The sequence below is a fragment of the Novipirellula artificiosorum genome, assembly GCF_007860135.1.
Taxonomy (GTDB): domain Bacteria; phylum Planctomycetota; class Planctomycetia; order Pirellulales; family Pirellulaceae; genus Novipirellula_A; species Novipirellula_A artificiosorum.
Genome location: NZ_SJPV01000008.1, coordinates 135,303 through 155,739, shown reverse-complemented (window position 1 = coordinate 155,739; position 20,437 = coordinate 135,303). Strand labels below are relative to the sequence as shown.

Genomic DNA, 20,437 nt, shown 5'->3' with positions numbered 1-20,437 from the left:
TTTTGAGCATCAAACCTATTACTTTTTACGTTGTTTTCGAGCGTTTCGATCGGTTGCTGGAACCGCCATCAGTTGAGTTTTCGATTCCATGGCGATGTTCCGATCGAAAAGCGTACCGTAGCGCCGATAGTCATTGTAATCCACAGCCTGATTCTTCCACTTTGCCAGCTCCTGGTCGTATCCCTTTTGCATCGCCTTAAGTATCTCGCGGTGTTGAGGGCTGCTTGCCAGGTTTTTCAATTCGAGCGGGTCCTCCTGAGTGTCGAACAGCTCTTCGACCGGCTCGATGGTTTTGTCTCCATACCACCAGTAGGTGTACTTGTATCGCTTCGTCAGGCAGCTCAAGCTGTGCGTCGCGACTGGACCAAATACGTTGATGAAAGGGAGTTGATCGTGTCCTCCTTGCTGTGGATTCTCTAATAGCCCAACGAGGCTTTTTCCATCCATGTTCGCTGGAATGGGCAAGCCAGCCAGCTCGAGAAGGGTCGGTGCGAAATCGACATTCCCAGTCAATTGGTCACATCGGAGCTGCTTACCACTGCTTGGACTGCGTGGGTCGTAGATCATTAGTGGCACACGAGACGATTCCTCCATCGGCAAGACTTTGGAACCGTAGCCATGCGAACCGCAAATGTATCCATTGTCGCTGGTGTAGATAACAACCGTGTTGTCTGCGATACCTTGTGCGGCTAACTCGTCACGAATCATTCCAACGGCTACATCAATTCCGTAGATTTGTTGATGATACTTTGCCATCTCGCCATCGTACTCGGTGTCGTAGTGCCACTCGGTAAAACGAGGGTATTGACGGCCCATCTTGCTTTGTGGCGAAAGGTGATCGCCGAATGCTCGTCCAAAGTTTTCAGGCTTGACAAAGGTTTTGCCTGCGTAGATGGAGTCAAACCGTGGATCCGGCGTTGCAGGCTTGTGGGGCGCTTTGAAGCTGATCGATAGACAGAATGGCTTCTGTTGTTTGACCGATTCGCGAATCACATCCTGCCCAAACGCACCATACGACAAGGTTGAATGGGGGTACTGCTGAGCGTACGCTTGCATCGACTTGTTCTTGGCCGTCTCGTAATCCGTCTGCCCCGGACCACCACCCCAAAAGTCAAAGTCTTCTTCGCACAGCCCTTGGCCCTGAACCACAATCCCAAATTTGCCGGCAAAGGCAGTCAGATACCCGGCCTGTCGCAGTTGTTTTGGGTAGGAGTTCTGCCACACATCCTGATGCATATCGCCATGGCTAAAGTTGCAGCCCGTTTTGTATTCATACATTCCGGTGAATACGCTGGCACGACTCGCCATGCAAATCGCTGTCGTATTGTAATGCTTGTGGAAGACTAAACCGTCGCGCGCTAACTTATCCATGTTGGGCGTGATTGCATCCCGATTGCCGTAGCAACCAACGGAATAGGTACACTGGTCGTCCGCGAACAAGAAAACGATATTGGGTTTCTCGCTGGCCCGCAAACTCGTCACGCTGAGCAGCAGAATTAGAGGCAGTGCGAAGCGATAGCTCATGAACGTTTTCCTTGTGAACCCATCTACGGGTTTTTTTGGGGGGGGGATTGGTCGGTTGCCTTAGTGAAGGGGCCGTTGCAGTTTTCGGGGGCCGTCGTCAAAACTCCTAGCGCTGCTCCCTGGATGATCGATGTCGCCCAGTTCGCTTCGCGCCCGTTCGATTCGTTTCATCAGCGACGCGACGATACGGGGATGATCGTTTGCGACGTTGGACACTTCACCAGGATCGTCGTCCAAATTGAAAAGCAGTGGGTCGGGCACCTCTTCGATCATCCGGCCCCACCAACCCAGTCCCGCCGGTGATTCGGATCTTGGCAAGACCAATTTCCACGAACCACTTCTTACCCCCGTCAACAAACACCCTGAGTAGTAAAGGTATTCGTCTCGGGGACTCTGTTCTATCTTTCGGGTCAAGAAATCGGTTGCATCTTTTCCATCTAAGTCGACATCCGGAAGCATTGCGCCCGCGAGGGACGCAAACGTAGGCATCAAATCCATCGTGCTGAGCATCTCATCGGATTCCCACCCAGCGGGAATCTTGCCGGGCCAACGCGCGATAAAGGGAACACGGCAACCACCGTCCCATGCCGACATTTTCCAACCGCGCAGCGGATCCGCGTTACCCGAGTGATCGCGAGGAATGAAGGCTTCGCCGCGGGGTTCCATTGCACGAGTCGTTTCCACCCAAGGGCCATTGTCGGAAGTAAACACCACCAACGTGTTGTCGTCGATGCCAAGCTGCTTCAGCGTCTTGAGGATCTCTCCACACGACCAATCAATCTCTTCGATGCAGTCGCCATAAAAACCCGCATCGGAGTTGCCCTTGAACTTTTCCGATGCACCGAGAGGAATGTGAGGCATGTTGTGGGCGAGGTACAAAAAGAAGGGCTGCTGTTGGTGTGCCTCGATCCAGCGAATCGCCTCGTCTGTGTAAGTCGCAGTGATGTGATCCCAGTCTTCGACCGCCTCGACGACGACTTCCTGGTTCCGCATAATGGGAACTCGCATGTCGACGTCATCGACGTAGACGGTGTACCCGTTGTACTTCGGCGTGCCATAGAAGTAATCGAAGCCTTGGGCATTGGGTGTGGTCTCGGGATCCATGCCACCGGGCACGCCCTTTTGGTCCAAGCCCAGGTGCCATTTACCAATCATCCCCGTGGCGTAGCCGGCCCTTCTTAGGACTTCTGCAATCGTCGTTTCCTTTGAATGCGGTACGGTGTGCAGTCGTTTGATGTTCCCCGGTTCTGCGATCCGAATGGGATACGATCCTGTCATCAGCGCCGCACGCGATACACCACACACGGGTTGGGCGTAGAAGCTTGTGAGCCGCAAACCTTGGGCCGCCATCTTGTCCAAATGCGGTGTCTTGATCGTTGCGGACCCAAAACATCCAAGGTCCTGGTAGCCTTGATCATCCGTGAAAATCAAAACGAGGTTCGGCAGACGTTTTGCCTCCTCTGCCGTAGTCTGGCCAGCGATACCGACAACGGCCGCCAAGAGCAGTGCAAGTTGAAGGTTGAGGAGGGGGGACATCGCGTTGCTGGGTAGGAGTTGAAGCGGGTTGGCTGTTTCCGGATGGACCTAGGATTGTCGCCAGCTCAGAGGAAGAAAGCGAGCAGGTTTTGCGGCACGAGAGTAATGATTTGCGACACTTCCGTTGAGCCAATTGTACGGCTGCTGAATCGTGGTTGACGCGATCCACCTCGGACCGCTTCCATTTTGTGTGGTCGACGGTGCAGACAATTAGACGAAACGGTGATTCGAAACGGTGATACGGAACGGTGATACGGAACGGTGATACGGAACGGTGACTACGGTCCTTGCGTGCCCAACGCCGAGGAGACGTGGGACGTGGAATCACGAAGTCGGCTCGCTTGATACTTGCGCTCACGTTCCGCATCGATACCGCCCAAACGAAATCCAGGCATGTCAGCACGAGGCCGCTCGGTCAACCGCCTTGCGGCCTCTTGAATCAACTCGATCGCTTCGTGATAGCCCGCAGCATCGCGCTGGCGAAGCACCGCCAAGCAAGGACTTTTCTGCGGGCGTGTGAAGCTGATCTGCGACGCATTTTCCTGCTTCGAGAGGTCCATTTGAGTCAATTCGCTAAGCCGCGAAAGCTCGTCTCGAGTCAATGGAGATCGGCCATATCGATTCTTCGGATAGGCACTGGCGTATTGCGGGTAATAAGGTGCGTTGATATCGATCCATGTGATCACGCGATCAATCGCTTCGGGATCAAGCTGATAGGTCGAGTCGATCTCCGGGGTACCGTGCCCCTGTCGAAGCACCTCGGCCAAACGGCTCGCGTGAGCCCCCCAGCTTTTCGGCGACTGGATCGTCGCGGGTCCCGCACCGACCGTACGGACCATGTTCTTGTTGCGCAGTTCAAGATACGAAGTGTTGAAGACCAAGCCACGATCGCCGGCAAGGTTCAACGGATCGCCAGCGATTTGATCATAGTCGTGACAGGAGATGCAGTTTTTGTCAAAGACCGGTTGGACCTCTTGCGTGTAACTGAAATTTCTCGGCGGACCATACCACGGAATCAGTTCGCTTGGCAGACGTTGCATCGCAATTCGTTCGCTGCCGGGGGCAAGCGTTTGATGTCGATTGTCGTGACATCCGACGCAACCGGTTGTTTCTCCTGGACGCACCATCGTGCCACTGCGCATCGACTGGACCATCATCCCGTCGGCATCAAGCAGTTGGAAATAGACAAACCGGTCCGCTGGGATAGAAAAGTAGGCGCTACCATCGCTTTCAACGGGAACCGTCCCAAGAATGCGTTTATTGTTAAAATCGTCAAACGCCATCGCCGGTGCTTGCGTACCGCTGCCGTTCCATGATTCATGAGTCCAGTATCGCTTTTCCGGTACCTCAATCACTCTCAACCACTTCACGGTCCCGCGTTGGATCTGTTCCATTCCCGAGCCCACATAGACATCACCCACATAAAAGGTGCCGTTCTGTTGGGTCACGTCGATTCGTGACGGCAACGCTGCTGGCATTGCACGCGGTGCAAGCGGCATAGGATCGAAGCAACCGGGGCCTTCCTGGTGAATCAACACTTCATTGCCGAACACATCCAGCAAATAGATTCCCATTTCCTCTGTGTCACCCACCATTCGAGAACACAAGAAATGGTGAGCGGAAAGCGGATAGGGATCCTCGTACTTGGGATGCACTTTTTTGAACGTATCGTAGTTGCCGACGTCAACCAAATCGATCGCGGATGCGGGCCAGGTTTGCAGCACCGCCTGCTTTCCATCCATGGAACGACTGGGGTCGATCAACGCCAATGCTCCCCAAGGGCGATCATGGCATGAAGAAAACGTCGTCAGAAGATAGTCGGTACCGGGGACACCGCGTCCTTCCAAGACTCCGCCGGGCGAGGCCGTGTTGTTGCCATAAACGACCGCGTGATTGGTGCCGTCTGGATTGACCACCCAAAGTCCCTGGGCATCACCAAAGTTGCGGTCGACGTATTCCCAGCGATCGTAAAGCACTCGCCCATCACTAAGCAGTGAAGCGTGACCTTCGTGAAGCGTGCTGTGCCCGATTTGATCGAGATTCCGACCCTCCGCATCGATCGTGAACAGATTGCACATGATGTGGCGGTTGCATTGACAGTACTTCGGCTCGCGCGTGGAACTGAACAGGATTCGCCCGTCCGGAAGGTAGACGGGGTCGATGTCTGAAACGCCTGCACCCGCGGTGAGTTGTCGTTTTTCTAGATCATCGAGGGACAGTTCAAAAAGATGGTAGTCGTCATCTGGATTCTGTCTGAGGGACACCAAAATGGTTTTCGCATCGAAGTGAACCTCCGGATCACGAACGATTCCCTCGGGCAAATCGATCAAGGTGGTGACTTGTTCGTTGTGGGCCAAATCAATCGTCTTCAGTGTCCCGCCCCCTCGAAAACTCGATTCGTTGATTTCGCCCGTTTGGAACATCGTCGCGCTGTTGTGATGATCTTTTGCATATTGATGCCTTGTGACGAACAGGATCGGTTGCTCGCGAACCAGCGGATTTGCCAATAACGCGTCGCGACGCAATTGAGCAAGCACAACCTGCAATCGTTCCAATGCTTCGGCACTTGGCGGGTCCGTGATCCGCATCAACTCCCCTTGGAACGATTCGCAGCGTGCCGCGTAGTTCCGGCCACCCGAATAACGACTTCCGAACGTGTCGACAAGATCATCAATCGCCAATCCGAGAGCAGTGCATTCACGCTGCAGCGAATCGATCGCTTGGTCGGCGTTGGGTTGCGCATAGCCGTTGAGCGGCGACAACAACAACAACAACGCCCCCAGGACCGGCATAGCCAAAGGCAGAAACCAACGCACTGGAAATGGGGGGGGCCGAAGCATCATGGGGGATAGGGATGTAGGTGGGAAGTGCTGTGGCGGACGCGGGGAGATCGCGCGCCACCATTCTATCAGAATTCAGCATAACCCGCCGATGGCGAAACCGCCAACAATCGACGGTCCTCGATCGACGTGATCCGCCGTTCCGCCTGCCGGCGTTTCAGGGGCGCAACCGGCGGCTAGTGTCAGGAACCATAAGTACCGTCCGGTCACAGCACCAGCTTATCGACACGGTATTGTTGGCACGGTGGGTAATTGATCCGGAAGGGATCGCAGACGGTAGCCGTTGGTTAAGCGCAGCGATACCAACGGCCAACGAGAAAAACTCTCCCTTCCGACCCTGACAGGGTCGCAGCGATCCGTGATCTTCGACCCTTCCAGGGTCGGGCCTGTTGGCTGTTACGTGTACCGGGGGTGCGCCGCATCGCAGCGACCCCCGGCTACCTTCTGAGATCCCTTTCAGGATCAGCACAGGCGCGCATGTGCCTTAGAGACACAAGGGTCCCGTGCGACAGGGAGATGAGCCGCTGGTTCACAAACAGGACGGAAATTACGGTTTCTGGCACTAATGGGCGCAACCGGTGCCGACGTGCTCGAAGAAATCGTTGCCTTTGTTATCGACCAGAATGAAGGCAGGGAAATCTTCCACTTCGATCTTCCAAACCGCTTCCATCCCCAATTCCGCAAACTCCACGACTTCGACTTTGCGAATGTTCTCTTTCGCCAAGATCGCTGCGGGGCCACCGATACTTCCGAGGTAGAAACCGCCATGCTTGTGACACGCTTCGGTAACTTGGCGGCCTCGGTTGCCTTTCGCGATCATCACCAAAGAACCACCATTGCTTTGGAACAGATCCACGTAGGCGTCCATCCGCCCTGCAGTAGTTGGGCCGAACGATCCGCTTGGCAATCCCACAGGCGTTTTTGCGGGCCCAGCATAATACACCGGATGCTGCTTCAGGTAATCTGGCAGCGGCTGCCCCGAGTCCAAACGCTCTTTGAGTTTTGCGTGGGCGATGTCGCGGGCAACGATAATGGGCCCGGACAAGAGCAGACGTGTCTGAACGGGATAGCGACTGAGGTCAGCCAGAATCTCGTCCATCGGTCGCCGCAAGTCCAACCGAACCGCTCCTTCGTCCTTGCGGTGGCGCAGCTCTTCGGGGATATACTTCAACGGTTCGAACTCAAGCTGTTCCAAGAACACGCCGTCTCGTGTGATCTTGCCCTTGGCTTGCCGGTCCGCGCTGCACGAAACACCAATGCCCACGGGCAAGGACGCACCGTGACGCGGCAACCGAATGACGCGAACGTCGATTGCAAAGTACTTGCCGCCGAATTGCGCACCAATCCCGCACTTCTGCGCCGCTTTCAACATTTCGGCTTCAAGCTCGACGTCACGGAAAGCCCGCCCAAGCGCATTGCCCGTCGTGGGCAGGTTATCGAGGTACTTGGTCGAGGCAAGCTTGACCGTCTTGAGGTTGGTTTCCGCGCTGCTGCCACCGATCACAAAAGCCAAGTGATACGGCGGGCATGCTGCGGTGCCGAGCGATGCCATCTTTTCCGACAAGAAATCAACCAAGGTGTTGGGATTCAGAATGGCACGCGTTTCTTGATACAGGTAGGTCTTGTTGGCGGAACCGCCACCTTTGGCAACAAACAAAAACTTGTAACTGTCACCATCGCACGCTGCCAAGTCGATCTGGGCGGGGAGGTTGGTCTTAGTATTCTCTTCGTCCCACATCGTCAGCGGAGCGTTTTGCGAATAGCGAAGGTTGTTTTCGGTGTAGGCATGGTAAACACCATGCGCCAGTGCCGCTTCATCACCTTGTGACCAGACCGCATGCCCCTTTTTGCCCATGATGATCGCCGTGCCCGTGTCCTGACAGAAAGGCAACACCCCTGCACTGGCAACATCTGCGTTCTTGAGCATCGTTAGCGCGACCATTCGATCGTTGTCCGAAGCTTCGGGATCATCCAGGATAGCGGCAACTTGTCGCAGGTGAGCAGGACGGAGAAAAAAGTTGATATCGTGGTACGCCTGTCGACTGAGCAGCGTCAACGCATCCGGCTTGACCTGCAACACTTCACGACCGTCGAAGTTTGCGACATCGACGAAATCTTCCGTCAACCGTCGATACTGCGTGTCATCGTCGCCGTACTCGAACAATTCTTGATAGACAAATTCAGGTGTAGACATATTGGGCTCCTTTGGGTTGGTTGATTGTTTGGCACAGCTTGGATTTGATCAAGGGGCGGTTGACGTTTGTCTGTCGCTGTGGTGGCTCTTCGGTTCCGCTTTGCTGCCAGCCGACTTCTGCCTGGGGCGGTACCCAGCGGCAATTCGACCCGACAGACTTCAACTCGAGACACCTATCAAGGAGGCTCGATTGCGTGAAGAATAGTAGGATTACGAAACCGATTTGAGGTGAATCCTATGAGGTGAATCATTGAACGCAAGCACAATTGGCATCATCGTCCACCTTCTGATCGAAGTGCTACTGATCGTACGCGTGATGACCCGTCCACACCGTGACCCAGCGTCTCGCATTGCTTGGATCTCCGTGATCGCCGCGCTGCCTTTTCTGGGAATGCTGATCTACCTGCTGTTCGGCGAGACCAACATCGGTCGTCGTCGAATTCAACGGATGAAGCAAGTGATTCAGCAGATGCCGGCCGTTGCCGCGGTCTGCCCGGAGGATGCGAACAACGCCCGAACGGAAGTGCCCGAGCGTTTCCAACATCTGTTTCGGACCGGCCAATCCATCAATGGATTTGACGTCGTCGGGGGGAATTCGGCCAGCTTGATGGCTGATTCGAATGCCACGATCGAGTCGATGGTGTCGGATATCGATATCGCAACGAACCACGTGCACCTGTTGTTCTACATTTGGTTGCCGGACCACAACGGGCTAAAAATCGTTGAAGCGTTGAAGCGCGCGGCGGCCCGGGGAGTAACGTGCCGTGCCATGGCCGACGATCTGGGGTCGCGGACCATGGTTCACTCGCAACATTGGAAGGACATGCAGAATGCGGGCGTTCACGTCGCCCGGGCTTTACCGATCGGCAATCCCTTGTTGCGTCCGTTTCATGGTCGCATCGACTTGCGAAACCACCGCAAAATTCTCGTGATCGATGGGCGGGTGACTTATTGTGGTAGCCAGAACTGTGCCGACCCGGAATTTTTGGTCAAGGCAAAGTTCGCTCCCTGGGTAGACGCCGTGCTGCGATTCGAGGGACCGATCGTCCGACAGAACCAACATTTGTTCGCCACCGACTGGATGAGTTACGCAGACGAAGACATCGACGACCTTCTACGATCACCGATTGCCGCGCCCGATTCGGGCTTTCCCGCCCAAGTCATTGGCACCGGACCAACCGTGCGTTACTCGGCGATGCCCGAAGTTTTTGCATCGTTGTTTCATGCGGCCCGACACGAACTGACGATTTCGACGCCTTATTATGTGCCCAATGAGACGATGCAAAATTCGCTTTGCGCCGCGGCCCGACGAGGTGTCAAGACAACCATCATCTTTCCCGCCAAGAACGACTCGTGGATCGTGGCTGGGGCCAGTCGCAGTTACTACCCGGAATTGCTGGAAGCGGGTGTGGAAGTTTACGAATACGTCGGCGGACTTTTGCACACCAAATCCTTGACTTTGGATGGCGAGATGACGCTGATCGGCTCAGCGAATATGGATCGTCGCAGTTTCGATCTCAACTACGAAAATAACATCCTGTTTTACGATCCGGAGATGACGAACAAGGTGCGAGCGCGCCAGCAGGAGTACCTCTCTCAGGCTCGGCCCGTCACTCGCGAAACGGTGGAATCGTGGTCGCTCGCGCGACGGCTTTTCAATAACACGCTCGCCACTCTAGGCCCCATTTTGTAAAGCCACCGCGTTGACGCCCTCATACGGAATCCTACTCATTGAAAAGGTCGCCAACTATCTGCAAGACCCTTTCAATCGACGTTGGGAACGTGAGATTTAGAAAAGGAGTGTCCTTTCCGTAGTTTTGCCGGATCTTGAAGACGGAGACAAACCGCGTGCTGAAGTAGTGTAAGATGATAAGGTGAGTACTTCGTCTGCCGCTTCCGAGGCGGCCTGCTCAATACGGAGGTCGATACGATGATTCGCTTTGGGGTCACGGTTCTGTGTATCGCTTTCTTGTCTGACATCGGTCGTGCTCAGGAAGCAATGCTCCCGCACCCGCTGGAACCATCGGACACTTCAACTCCATCCGCAACTTTGAATAGCCTGATCGACTCCTGCAATGAACTCCAACAACTGGTCATTGACGGGGCGGTTGTGGAAGAACGCGAGACAGAGGTCTTGCCGACGACGGAACGGATTCTCGACTGCCTCGATTTAGGCGCGCTACCAACCGAACTTCGTGGTACCGCGGGCATTCAGTCTGCTTTATTCCTCAAGGAAGTACTTGACCGCATTGACTTGCCGGACGACGTGGATATCCCGACGGCGGGACCGGAATTGGATCAAGCCGGGACGCCGTTTCGATGGCAGATACCCGGCACTCGCCTTGCAATCGCCAGTCCGGAGCAGAGATCTCGACCAAATACATTTTTGTTTACTCCGGAAACGGTGCGCCGGGCAGCTGAGTTCTATAGGGTGGCAAAACGCCTGCCGTACCGAGACACTGGACGCAGCGTATCACCCGGTCTTTATGATGCATACACGGCTGCGACCAAGAAGCAACCAACGCAGTCGACCGACACGTCGAGCCCGCGCGGTACGCTCACCTTATTTCTCGATTCCTGTAACGAACTTTACCTGCTGATCCAAAAACAACGGTATATCAAACGAGCCGATCCAGAGATTCAACGGCTTGGTCAGCGGATTATTTCATGCTTGGATCGCAGCCAACTGCCTGACTACTCGCGTGATTACTATGACGCGGAGGCAGCCGTTTGTCTCAAAGAAGTTCTCGATCGTATTCCGCTTCCTCCCGCGGAGCAGATTCCCGGAATCGAATCCGTTGAATCGATCGAAGGAGCGGAGACGCTGTTTCGTTGGCAGGTTCCCCGTACACAAATTGCGATTTCAAAAATGCAAGAGGGTCCTCGTCGCGGTGAATTCCTGTTCTCTGCGGAAACGGTATCCCGTGCGCCTGAACTCTATGAAAAAGTACGCATGCACGCCTACCGATCGGACGAGCCGGCGGTCTCCGATGGATTTTACGATTTTTGGCTATCAAGTCCTGGCAATCCGGTCGTCGCTGCCTTGGTGGAATGGATGCCGAAGTCGTTTCAACGACGTGAATTTGGAATGTCGATTTGGCAATGGATCAGTGTGCTGTTGATGATCCCGATTTGCTTGACGTTGATGCTGCTTTTCTTTCGCTGGGGACGATGTCGGGGCCAGCGTGCGCGTGGCCACAGCCTGCCGCAATATTGGTTGAGCTTTGGATTCTTTGTTGTCGCAGCGCTGATCCCCATTGGCTTTAAGTATTTCGTGTGGGAGTACTTAAGTGTCCGTGGCGGCGCTATCTATACGGTCAACTTTTGCTCCGATCTCGCCTTCCTGTTCGGTATCCTGGGACTGATCGTGGGTGTGAGTAGCCGGGCAGCGGAAACAATGGTTGCGCTGCCGCAGGTGGCACCTGGAAGTCTGGATGCAAACTTGATCCGGATCATCTTTCGCGTGCTCGGCATTGTTGCCGCCGTCATTGTATTCCTGGAAGGCGGCCGTTATCTCGGATTTCCGCTCACCACCCTGATCGCCAGTGCGGGCATCGGCGGATTGGCCATTGCCTTGTCAGCACAAGGTCTGGTGAAAGGTCTGTTCGGAACGGTCGCTGTTTTACTCGACAAACCCTACGGAGTTGGCGAGCGCATTGTGGTCAAAGGACACGACGGATTTGTCGAAGAAATTGGACTTCGCAGCACCAAGATCCGAACGCTAGCCGGTCACCTGATTTCGATTCCAAATGACCAGATGGCCGACGCGGAGATCGAGAATATCGCCAGACGAGAGCTTATTCGCCGCTCGAGCGAACTGCACATCCCGATCGATACGTCCCGTGTGCAGGTCGAAATGGCGGTTGATCGCATCCGTGCCCTGCTAGAAAACCACGAGGGAATGGATCCAGAACATCCACCGCGTGTCTTCTTTGGGGACATCACTCCCAGTGCATTCACCATCGAAATGATCTACTGGTACGGGCCTCCGGATCTCTGGGCATTCAAGGCGTTCAACGAGAAGGTCAATCTGGCTATCTTCGAGGCATTTGAAAAAAACGGCATCCAATTCTCACTTCCTTTTCGTCACTCCTATTGGAAGCAAGATGATCAGCAGGGCCCCTTGGAAGTTGTACTGGAAACAACACCAAGGCGAGAATGACAGGTGCCACTAGTATTCCGACTCGGCTTGGATTGCGAGTAGGCGTTCGGAGTCGGGCCGGTTCCCACCGGCCAAATCAATTGAGAGTGTGGCCGGTAGGAAACGGCCCTTCCCGGAAATTGAGCTGCGGCGGAATACTAGCCCTTGATGACCTCTCGCGAGATGCGAAGCCGAGTATCGCGAGAAGCAACGCCCTCAATGCAACAGAGCCTCAATCCAAACAGTCGGTTGATCGACCGGAGCTGGATGGATCCATCACCCCGATTGCTCAGACGCGTCTGTTATGGGGCCGCCCACTCTGAAGGCTGGCTTGGCAGGGTCTCGAGATGTGACTCGCTAAAATCAGCGTCCGTCAACCCGACATTTAGCCGTAGGTTCATGTAGTTGTACTCTTCGTTCAGTGGTGGCGGTTCATCGGCACGCGTCGGCCAGCCATGGACGACGAGCCGAATGGGCACATGCAATTCGTCGTCGATGTAGAGGTTGGCTGTGTGAAAACCAAACCCATCACCCGACGCGGGATGAGTCACTCGAATGTGAGTGCAAACTCGGTCCTTGACCTTTGCATTGCGAAAGTAGGACACCTGCGTGTTTGAAGCCGTGGGGTCGTTCTCGATGTCTTTTTCGGCTTGCCCTACAAGACGATCGATCACCCTGTCTAAACCAAAGTCTGTAATGGGGTAGTTGCTATCCCGCCTCGCCGACCTGCTGTCTGGATCGACCGTCAGCTGCAAATACTTCATGACGTTCCCGCCCTTTCGCACCAGCATCATCCCATCGTTCTTGCCCTCGATGTAGAGGACGCGGCGATCTTTCAGATGCTTCGGCGCCCGATACTGCAAGAAGACGGCCATGGGTTCCACCAGACGATCCTGCTGTCGTTGGCCACAGCGAACCTTGGCTCGAATGTAATGGTAGGGCTGTAACTCACCATCGATCCGCTCGCGTTTTGCAATTGAGCAGGAATAGTCCTGGACAGCTTCGCGTATGTACTGACTGTGCGATTTCGCAAAGCGGATGGTTGAAGCAAGTGGATGAGCCGACGTGTCGGGGTCTGATGTTGTCTCAGGTTCCACCGCCATCGCGGAAAGACTGAGTGCCAACGCCATCAACGTTGGTGCAAACACGCAGGAGATCCGGAACCAACACAATGTCATCAGGCCGTTCTTCTTGTTTAGGAACTTGGGTGAAGTCGCTCGGTGGCATCAAACGCAGCGCATTCACACTGGGGCTTCGAAATACAACACTAATACCCCAGCACCGGGATCGATGGCGTTAACGGAACCAAGACGGGCGCTGGTGGTGCGTAGTACGACCTCACCGGGGCAACAACCGTCGGTGGTGCGTAGTACGACCTCACCGGCGCAGCAACGCTTGGTGGTGCGTAGTAGCTTGTTACCGGAGCTGGCATGGGTGCATATCGGACGGTGACAGGTGGCGAGGCGATCGCGGGGCGTGCAACGACGACGGGGCGTGCTGTCACCACCGGGGCTGCGACCGAGACCGGAGCAATCACGGGTCGATACGTGGTCCTCCACCCAAACAATCCGCGACGTTCTGGGACATAACCAACCACCGCAGGCGCAACAGCTTGTACGGACGGATATTGGGCCTTCGCATCTTGGCCCGAATGAATCGTCACGCAGATCATAAACAGGGCGATGGCCGAAAACCTTAAGAAACGGTGCATGGAATTCACTCCGGTAGCGAAGGGCGATTGATGGATCCGTTGAACGGGAGCATGCGGATCTCCGCATCATCATAGTGCCACGGTCAACAAGTGAAACTTGTCACTTCCGATTGAACCGGTTTTAAGGGCTTCTTCTCCCAATTCTTGTGAGTCCTAGGGATTGGGTTAGTCGTGCGTAGCAAATCCGGCTATTCAGAGGGAGCTGATCGCCTCGAGTAGTTCCACGCGAACGCGATCGGCGATGCCGCGATCTTTGGATTCATGCCAACGAAGTCGGTCAGCGTTCTCTGCATGGAGCACGTCACGTGTCGCCTTGGCGAGAACCCTCTTCGCGTTGACCACGACTTCGTCTTGACGACCATCATGAGTCGCTTGGTCAATGCGTTTGCGGAGCATGGCCAAGTACTCGTAGTCTTCGGCGCTCTCGCGGATCGCTTCCATTTGCTTCCCCGCTGTAACGTTCGTGTCGTCGATAAAGAGCGGCGTGTACGGACCGCTGGTAGCCAAGTACTCATTCCAACTTGATGCATTGCTGTTGTCACCGAACGCCCAGAAAAAAGACCCCGTTGCTCCTTCTTGCCAAGCACTCCATGCCTGCAAACGATAGTAGCTGTAAGGATCAAGATCGCCAACTGGTCAGGCGAGATTCCCTTGCCGCGAAGATGTCGTACCCATGCAGAAATCCAGGTTGCAACGCTTTGATTGAAGTCGGCCGATCCCATTTCGGTATTCCCCATCGAGGCACGAATGGCACCGGTGTAATCCGCAACCGACAAGAACACCATGTAGGCTTTTGCAGGAGGCCATCGATCGATCCACTTATCCATTTGCGCGGTGTCGAGCGTGATCTTTTTACGATCGTTTGGATCGATCGTGAACGATCGCAGGACCGTCGCGGTTGCCCAGGGGGCGTTGACGAACCGTGCTTGCAAGTGCCGTAGAAATGCTTGCCGGTTCTTGGTTGTCATTCCGAAGTGAGCATCATCGTCGCTGTAGTCCCAACCACCCACCAACAGAGTTGTTTGTGTGGGGAACTCAACGGGCCAGACACGAAGTTCCAACGGAATCGTTTGGGAGGGGTTTTCGGAACCACGAACCTCAACGCGACCTTGGTAGGTTCCCGCTGGCAAGTCGGTGACATGAAACGTAAGCCAGACCTGACGCACCAATCCCGGCAACACCGATACCGTCCATCCATCGGCGGACCGTTTTGCCAGTGGCAACGCAGCTGCTACGGGTTGGCTTTCGGAAGTGTCGGTCCACTGGACTTCATGCAGTGTTAAGTAGCTCGGCGCCGTACCACCCGGCATACCCGCGATCTGCAATTGCACATCCATCGTCTCGGCTGTGCTATTGAACAAATTGAATGCCGCCGCACGGAACTCACCCCGCATCGAATGCACTTCGATCTTGCTCACTGGCTCGTCGGGCGGCGGAGTGAGTGGATCCACTGGATCCCATGTTGGAGGAACACTTACCGATAAGGGTGAGTGATTCTGTCGCCGCCATAAATCGGCCTGGACGGAATACAGATCCGCGTGCGTTGGGTTCAAAGGAAGTACGGCGTTACGAGGAAGCTTTTTTGCGGCATCGAGTTCCTGGATTTGCGATTGAATCACAAGCACGCGATCAAGCAGCTCCTTTTGTTGCGGGCGAGCAAGTGATGCCGCCCGGCGAATCGCGGTTTCTACGGCGTCTGCATCGGTGGTCAATCGCCGATGCGTAGCATGGCGAATTCGCAGGGTACGGTAGAGCTGCTGCATCGTCACCGCGAGAGTCGATGCCGGTTGGTCGAGCAAGTGAGCAGGACCGCGAAACACTTCGATTTCATCGGTAAACAAGAAATGGCCACCCAGCGGAGAGACCAGTCCGAATTGCACATACCGCCCTCGCGCGGAAAGCCGGTTTGTCGAGAGTCGACGGATGCCCCTTGCGTACCCCGGAAACCCCCGAGACAATTAGCATTCTTGCTAAAGTGATCTTGGAAATCTCAGGGCCTTGTTTGTATTGGCCGAGACCCCACTCGCAGCCAGCGATTGGAAGGGACGATGTGACGGGACCATGTTGACCTTCTTTGTTTCCGCAATCGCGATCTCTCTCTCGGGCGTGATGGCTCCAGGGCCTATCACCGCGGCGACATTGGCCGCAGGTGCTCGGCATCGACACGCTGGGGCGATGATTGCCCTTGGACACGCCGTCGTCGAGGTTCCGCTCATTCTGCTGCTCGTCTTTGGCGCTTCCAACTTTCTTGATTCACCCACGGCAAGGGCGGTCATTGGTCTGACGGGTGGAGCGGTACTACTGCTGATGGGGCTGCAACTTCTCCTGAGCCTCCGACAGAAGAACAACCTCGTCGAAGCTCCCGTTCAACGACATCCTCTGGTCATTGGTATCGTTCTAACCGCAGCCAATCCTTACTTCCTGGTCTGGTGGGCGACGGTGGGGCTGACCCTGGCAACCGAGGCATTGACGCTCGGCATCGTCGTCTTGGCGCTGTTCACGATCGTCCACTGGTTATGCGACCTGGGATGGTTGGAAGTCTTGTCCATGGCGGGATTCAAAGGCTCCGAGATCTTTGGGGAGCGTGCCCAATTTGTGGTCTCTGCCGTCTGTGGAGTCGTGTTGCTGGGTTTCGGGGGCAAGTTTCTATATGACGCAAGCCTGGTGTTCCCCTTCCATTCGCTGCTGGGAACTCACTGAGAAGCCAACCGAAATCTCAGGAAAGCATGATTGTCAGCTCAGAATCTTGGTTCTCGCAGTGCCGGATATTCGAGCCGTCGGCTTTTCCCTTAATCGCTTGTAACGACGTTCAACCGAGCCAGCGTTTTTCAATCTGCTCGAGCGTTTGTCCCTTCGTTTCGGGAATCGCAAACAGGACGATTCCCAGCAACAAGACGCAGAACGCGGCATAAAGCAGGAATGGGAATCCGTGGTTGAACGTCTCCACTAACCATGGATTCTCATCCATCATTGGAAACGTCTGGCTCACGCCAAAATTGGCGACCCACAGCCAAACGGTCGCGATGGACAGTGCTCGGCCTCGAAACTTGGTTGGAAAAATCTCCGACAGGATGACCCAGGTGACTGGCCCGACCGACAGCGCGAAACTAGCGATGTAAGCAAGAATAAAGATCAAAGCCCAAGCAGACAATTGATCCAACCAGGCGGCGCACCCGAGTGCAAGCAGCGAAATCCCCATCCCGGTTGTGCCGACGATCATCAGCGGTTTTCGCCCCACCTTATCCACCAACCAAATCGCAACGACGGTGAACCCAAGATTCACGGCACCGACAACGACAGTTTGCAACATCGCAATGTCTGCTTTCGCCCCCGCGACACTCTTGAAAATCTCAGGTGCATAATACAGAAACACGTTGATTCCTGTGACTTGCTGCAGAACGGCAAGGGCGATTCCGATCATCAACACGGTTCGCAGTCGGGACGTCAGCAATTCAGACAAACGGGTCGGTTCCAATGCAACGGTTCTGCGAATTTCGCCAAGCTCCTTCTCCGCGTTATCGCTCCCGTCGACTTGGGTCAAAATGGACCTCGCCTGTTCCTCGCGTCCCTTTTCCATCAGCCATCTCGGCGACTCAGGGACGAAAAAAAGCAAGACAAAAAGAGCCACTGCGGGGATCGCTTCGGAACCGAACATCCACCGCCAAGCTTGGCTGTCATTCCAATTTCCCCCGATGCCTTCCCCATAGGCGACGATAAAGTAATTGACAAAATAGACGACAAGCATCCCCGAGACGATCGCGAATTGATTGATACTGACCATCCGTCCGCGTAATCGCGCCGGCGAGATTTCGGCGATGTACATGGGGCTTGTCATCGATGCCGCTCCGACGCCCATTCCGCCGAGAAATCGAAAAACGACGAATTCCGTGAGCGTACGAGGAACGGCAGTCCCAATCGCAGAGACAAAGAACATGACCGCGGCGAAGATCAACGTCTTTCGCCTTCCGAAGCGATCACTGAGCGGACCGGCACAAAGCACCCCAAGTACGCAACCGGCGAGCGCACTCGACGCGGCCCAGCCCTTCATCGCTGCGTTCAGTTCAAAGTGGGTTTGTAGAAAGCCGATCGCGCCCGCGATAACGGCCGTGTCATAGCCAAATAACAGCCCGCCGAGCGTCGCGACAAGGACAATGCGAATGAGGTAAGACAGACTGCCGTGGTCGCTCGAGACAATCTTTGACTTGGGTGCTTGCGTTTGCATCGGATCTTAAGGGCCCGTCGTGGGTGTCAACTGTCGTGGATCGCATTAAACATCGCTCGAACGTTTTCAATCGACACGTTACCTTGGACATTGTGGATCGCATTGAAGACGAACCCGCCTCCGTCGTTAAAAATCTCGATTCGCTCGCGAACTTCGTTGTAGACCTCGTCGGGTGTACCGAAGGCAAGTGTCTTCTGCGTATCAACTCCACCACCCCAGAAAACGATGTCGTTACCAAAGGTCGCTTTTAGCCGACGAGGATCCATTTCGGCCGCAGAACACTGTACCGGGTTGAGAATGTCAAAGCCCGCTTCGATAAAGTCGGGAATGAGCGTCCATACGCTGCCACAGGAATGGATAAACGTTTTCCAGTTGCTTTCACGATGGATCAAATCGTTGATCTTTTTGTGATAGGGCTGAAACAGATCGCGGTAGCTGGCGTTGGAAATCATTGCGCCGGTCTGCATCCCAAAGTCGGTTCCCGTAATGACGGCCGACTGCACGCTGTCGCCCAGAATATCAATCATTTGGCGGATGTTCTCCAACGCAATTTCACATTGTTTTTCAAAGATGGCATGGACGTAATCGGTCCGCATTGCGGTTGACATGTACCATTCGGCAATGTCGCGAATGCCTTTGGGGTCTTTCAAAAACGGCGCGGGAACCAAAGCGATGTCGCCCATGGCAGAGCCTGGAACGATGACGATGCTGCCGGCTTGGCTTCGTTGATCGAACCAATGCTTGACTTGTTGGTAAAACGCCACGTCCTGTTGATCAAACCGTTTGAATTCTTCCAAGTTGTCGTTGGGGTCCAACGTCGCTTCATCGATCGGATGTTGGCGGATGATGGAGTCGAAAAAATAGCCGCCTTTCGGCATCCGCCCCGACGGTGCGCAGGATCGATCGCCTTCAGGATAAATCAGCAGATCACCCGAACCGGGTTCAACGGTCGTATTGAAGTTGTGAGGCACCAGGACTTTGCAGCCATCGAACATGGTGAACGGTTTCCAGTCCGACTCGTCCGTACCGAAGATGCTTTTTCGTGTTAAATGTCCAACGACATCAATACCAAGTGCATCACGAAGTTCGTCATCAATCTCACCCAGCATTTGATACGGTTCGATGACTCGAACTCGGTACTCGGGATCACCAAGAACGGCTTTACGGAGTTTGTCGACAACGGCGACATGAACGCCCGTGACAAAGGTTGCTCCAAAATCAACACACACGCGATCCGGTTGCCGATGATTCAATGTGGCATCGAGACGTTGGCGGCCATCCATAATCGAATCCTAACGTGGTTGGACCGTTAGCGGGCGGGAGACTTGGGAACGTTGTCTGGAAGCATCTACGTTCACTCGGAAGGAAACACTTTTATAGCAGACGGCAAATTGCTTTCATAGAACCGGCCAAAAACCACGCTATTTGTTGAATGCTCAGGGTGTATTCCATTTCTCGAGATCCTAGCCCGAATAATCGCGCAAACACATAAGTTCAACGTATTACACTGTCAATCAAATGACGGATGGATTTGTGTTATCTTTCATGCCGCAGGCATTTCAGCCATTGGCCGGATCGCGTGAGCGCATCCGGGGCTGGAAGTGCAAGCCAGACTCCGACCGAGATTGATTCAGCCAATGACGGTGAATCGTACACAAAGTGGCGCTACCAAGCTAACATCCATGTTTGACTCAAACGAGTCGAGAAGGTGCTTCCCGATTGGCGAGATCGCGGGTACATCACGATCTTACGCCGAAATTGGCACCTGCTGCCCTACGAACAGATCCTGATACTCCTCGATAGGACCGCTGAAGACTTAGCCGTTTCCTTGAGAGAAGACGATTTTCTGTTCATTAAACTCGGTTCGCTCAAACCAAAATGTGCTCCGGTGCGTTGGGAGAACCCGAGCGCATCGGCGAAGCAACGAGCTGCCGAAATCAAACAAGTGGTCGCAGAACACTTTGGACCATCGCTGAACCAACCGCACGAACCGGCCTTTCAGTTCATTGCCGACATCAAGGAGTTCACGTTGCCGAGACCGTACCGATGCGGAGATCATTGCCGAAGTGAATACAGCAATCACCAATGGGGTGCATCGGTCAAACCCATCGGCCAAAGTGATGGTCTGGGATTGGGGATGGCGAGGGCATGGCGATGGAACGGAAATCATTCAGCAGTTGCCCAAAGAGGTTTGGTTCATTGCCCAACTTATCCATTGCTCAAGCCTTTTCGCAGGATCCGGAATCGAATGTGAACGAAGTGCTCACGC

At 54.7% G+C, this 20,437-nt stretch carries 13 protein-coding genes; 4 read left to right on the top strand and 9 right to left on the bottom strand.

Annotated elements, in window-relative coordinates; translation table 11 throughout:
* Positions 1–18: 18 nt before the first annotated feature.
* From Poly41_RS21065 to Poly41_RS21050, 4 genes are all read right to left on the bottom strand, one after another.
* Positions 19–1,524 (bottom strand): sulfatase family protein, encoded by a 1,506-nt coding sequence (locus Poly41_RS21065; protein WP_146528713.1) that lies wholly within the window; start codon positions 1,522–1,524, stop codon positions 19–21.
* A 60-nt stretch (positions 1,525–1,584) separates the two neighbouring features.
* On the bottom strand, positions 1,585–3,060 hold the full coding sequence (locus Poly41_RS21060) for a sulfatase family protein (RefSeq protein ID WP_146528712.1): 1,476 nt from the start codon (positions 3,058–3,060) through the stop codon (positions 1,585–1,587).
* Positions 3,061–3,338: 278 nt separating this feature from the next.
* A complete protein-coding gene (locus Poly41_RS21055) occupies positions 3,339–5,903 on the bottom strand; it encodes an HzsA-related protein (protein ID WP_146528711.1) in 2,565 nt (854 codons plus the stop codon).
* Positions 5,904–6,462: 559 nt separating this feature from the next.
* On the bottom strand, positions 6,463–8,094 hold the full coding sequence (locus tag Poly41_RS21050) for a fumarate hydratase (RefSeq protein ID WP_146528710.1): 1,632 nt from the start codon (positions 8,092–8,094) through the stop codon (positions 6,463–6,465).
* 250 nt (positions 8,095–8,344) lie between these two features.
* Between Poly41_RS21050 and cls the strand changes: the two genes are divergently transcribed.
* Together cls and Poly41_RS21040 are read left to right on the top strand one after the other, a co-directional pair.
* Entirely contained in the window at positions 8,345–9,787 is a 1,443-nt protein-coding gene (cls, locus tag Poly41_RS21045; protein ID WP_146528709.1) for a cardiolipin synthase, read from the top strand.
* A gap of 237 nt (positions 9,788–10,024) precedes the next feature.
* Positions 10,025–12,256, top strand: coding sequence for a mechanosensitive ion channel family protein (locus Poly41_RS21040; protein ID WP_146528708.1), 2,232 nt, complete (start codon positions 10,025–10,027; stop codon positions 12,254–12,256).
* Positions 12,257–12,537: 281 nt separating this feature from the next.
* Here Poly41_RS21040 and Poly41_RS21035 read toward each other — a convergent pair whose 3' ends face one another.
* From Poly41_RS21035 to Poly41_RS21025, 3 genes are all read right to left on the bottom strand, one after another.
* A complete protein-coding gene (locus tag Poly41_RS21035) occupies positions 12,538–13,413 on the bottom strand; it encodes a DUF1571 domain-containing protein (protein ID WP_146528707.1) in 876 nt (291 codons plus the stop codon).
* 89 nt (positions 13,414–13,502) lie between these two features.
* The gene (locus Poly41_RS21030; RefSeq protein WP_146528706.1) at positions 13,503–13,946 is read right to left on the bottom strand and encodes a hypothetical protein; all 444 of its coding nucleotides are present in this window, start codon (positions 13,944–13,946) and stop codon (positions 13,503–13,505) included.
* A gap of 188 nt (positions 13,947–14,134) precedes the next feature.
* The gene (locus Poly41_RS21025; protein ID WP_146528705.1) at positions 14,135–15,826 is read right to left on the bottom strand and encodes a hypothetical protein; all 1,692 of its coding nucleotides are present in this window, start codon (positions 15,824–15,826) and stop codon (positions 14,135–14,137) included.
* A gap of 118 nt (positions 15,827–15,944) precedes the next feature.
* Between Poly41_RS21025 and Poly41_RS21020 the strand changes: the two genes are divergently transcribed.
* On the top strand, positions 15,945–16,646 hold the full coding sequence (locus Poly41_RS21020; protein ID WP_146528704.1) for a LysE family transporter: 702 nt from the start codon (positions 15,945–15,947) through the stop codon (positions 16,644–16,646).
* Positions 16,647–16,755: 109 nt separating this feature from the next.
* Here the strand turns inward: Poly41_RS21020 and Poly41_RS21015 are convergent, their stop codons facing one another.
* Together Poly41_RS21015 and Poly41_RS21010 are read right to left on the bottom strand one after the other, a co-directional pair.
* On the bottom strand, positions 16,756–18,168 hold the full coding sequence (locus tag Poly41_RS21015; RefSeq protein WP_146528703.1) for a sugar porter family MFS transporter: 1,413 nt from the start codon (positions 18,166–18,168) through the stop codon (positions 16,756–16,758).
* 26 nt (positions 18,169–18,194) lie between these two features.
* Positions 18,195–19,451, bottom strand: a complete 1,257-nt coding sequence (locus Poly41_RS21010; RefSeq protein ID WP_146528702.1) for a uroporphyrinogen decarboxylase family protein — start codon at positions 19,449–19,451, stop codon at positions 18,195–18,197.
* A gap of 425 nt (positions 19,452–19,876) precedes the next feature.
* Between Poly41_RS21010 and Poly41_RS21005 the strand changes: the two genes are divergently transcribed.
* On the top strand, positions 19,877–20,422 hold the full coding sequence (locus Poly41_RS21005; RefSeq protein WP_146528701.1) for a hypothetical protein: 546 nt from the start codon (positions 19,877–19,879) through the stop codon (positions 20,420–20,422).
* Positions 20,423–20,437: the final 15 nt, after the last annotated feature.

Coding starts and splice junctions, on each gene's coding strand:
- Poly41_RS21030 (WP_146528706.1), bottom strand. CDS start 13,946: ATGCACCGTTTCTTAAGGTTTTCGGCCATCGCCCTGTTTATGATCTGC.
- Poly41_RS21050 (WP_146528710.1), bottom strand. CDS start 8,094: ATGTCTACACCTGAATTTGTCTATCAAGAATTGTTCGAGTACGGCGAC.
- Poly41_RS21035 (WP_146528707.1), bottom strand. CDS start 13,413: ATGACATTGTGTTGGTTCCGGATCTCCTGCGTGTTTGCACCAACGTTG.
- Poly41_RS21040 (WP_146528708.1), top strand. CDS start 10,025: ATGATTCGCTTTGGGGTCACGGTTCTGTGTATCGCTTTCTTGTCTGAC.
- Poly41_RS21065 (WP_146528713.1), bottom strand. CDS start 1,524: ATGAGCTATCGCTTCGCACTGCCTCTAATTCTGCTGCTCAGCGTGACG.
- Poly41_RS21015 (WP_146528703.1), bottom strand. CDS start 18,168: ATGCAAACGCAAGCACCCAAGTCAAAGATTGTCTCGAGCGACCACGGC.
- Poly41_RS21010 (WP_146528702.1), bottom strand. CDS start 19,451: ATGGATGGCCGCCAACGTCTCGATGCCACATTGAATCATCGGCAACCG.
- Poly41_RS21055 (WP_146528711.1), bottom strand. CDS start 5,903: ATGATGCTTCGGCCCCCCCCATTTCCAGTGCGTTGGTTTCTGCCTTTG.
- Poly41_RS21060 (WP_146528712.1), bottom strand. CDS start 3,060: ATGTCCCCCCTCCTCAACCTTCAACTTGCACTGCTCTTGGCGGCCGTT.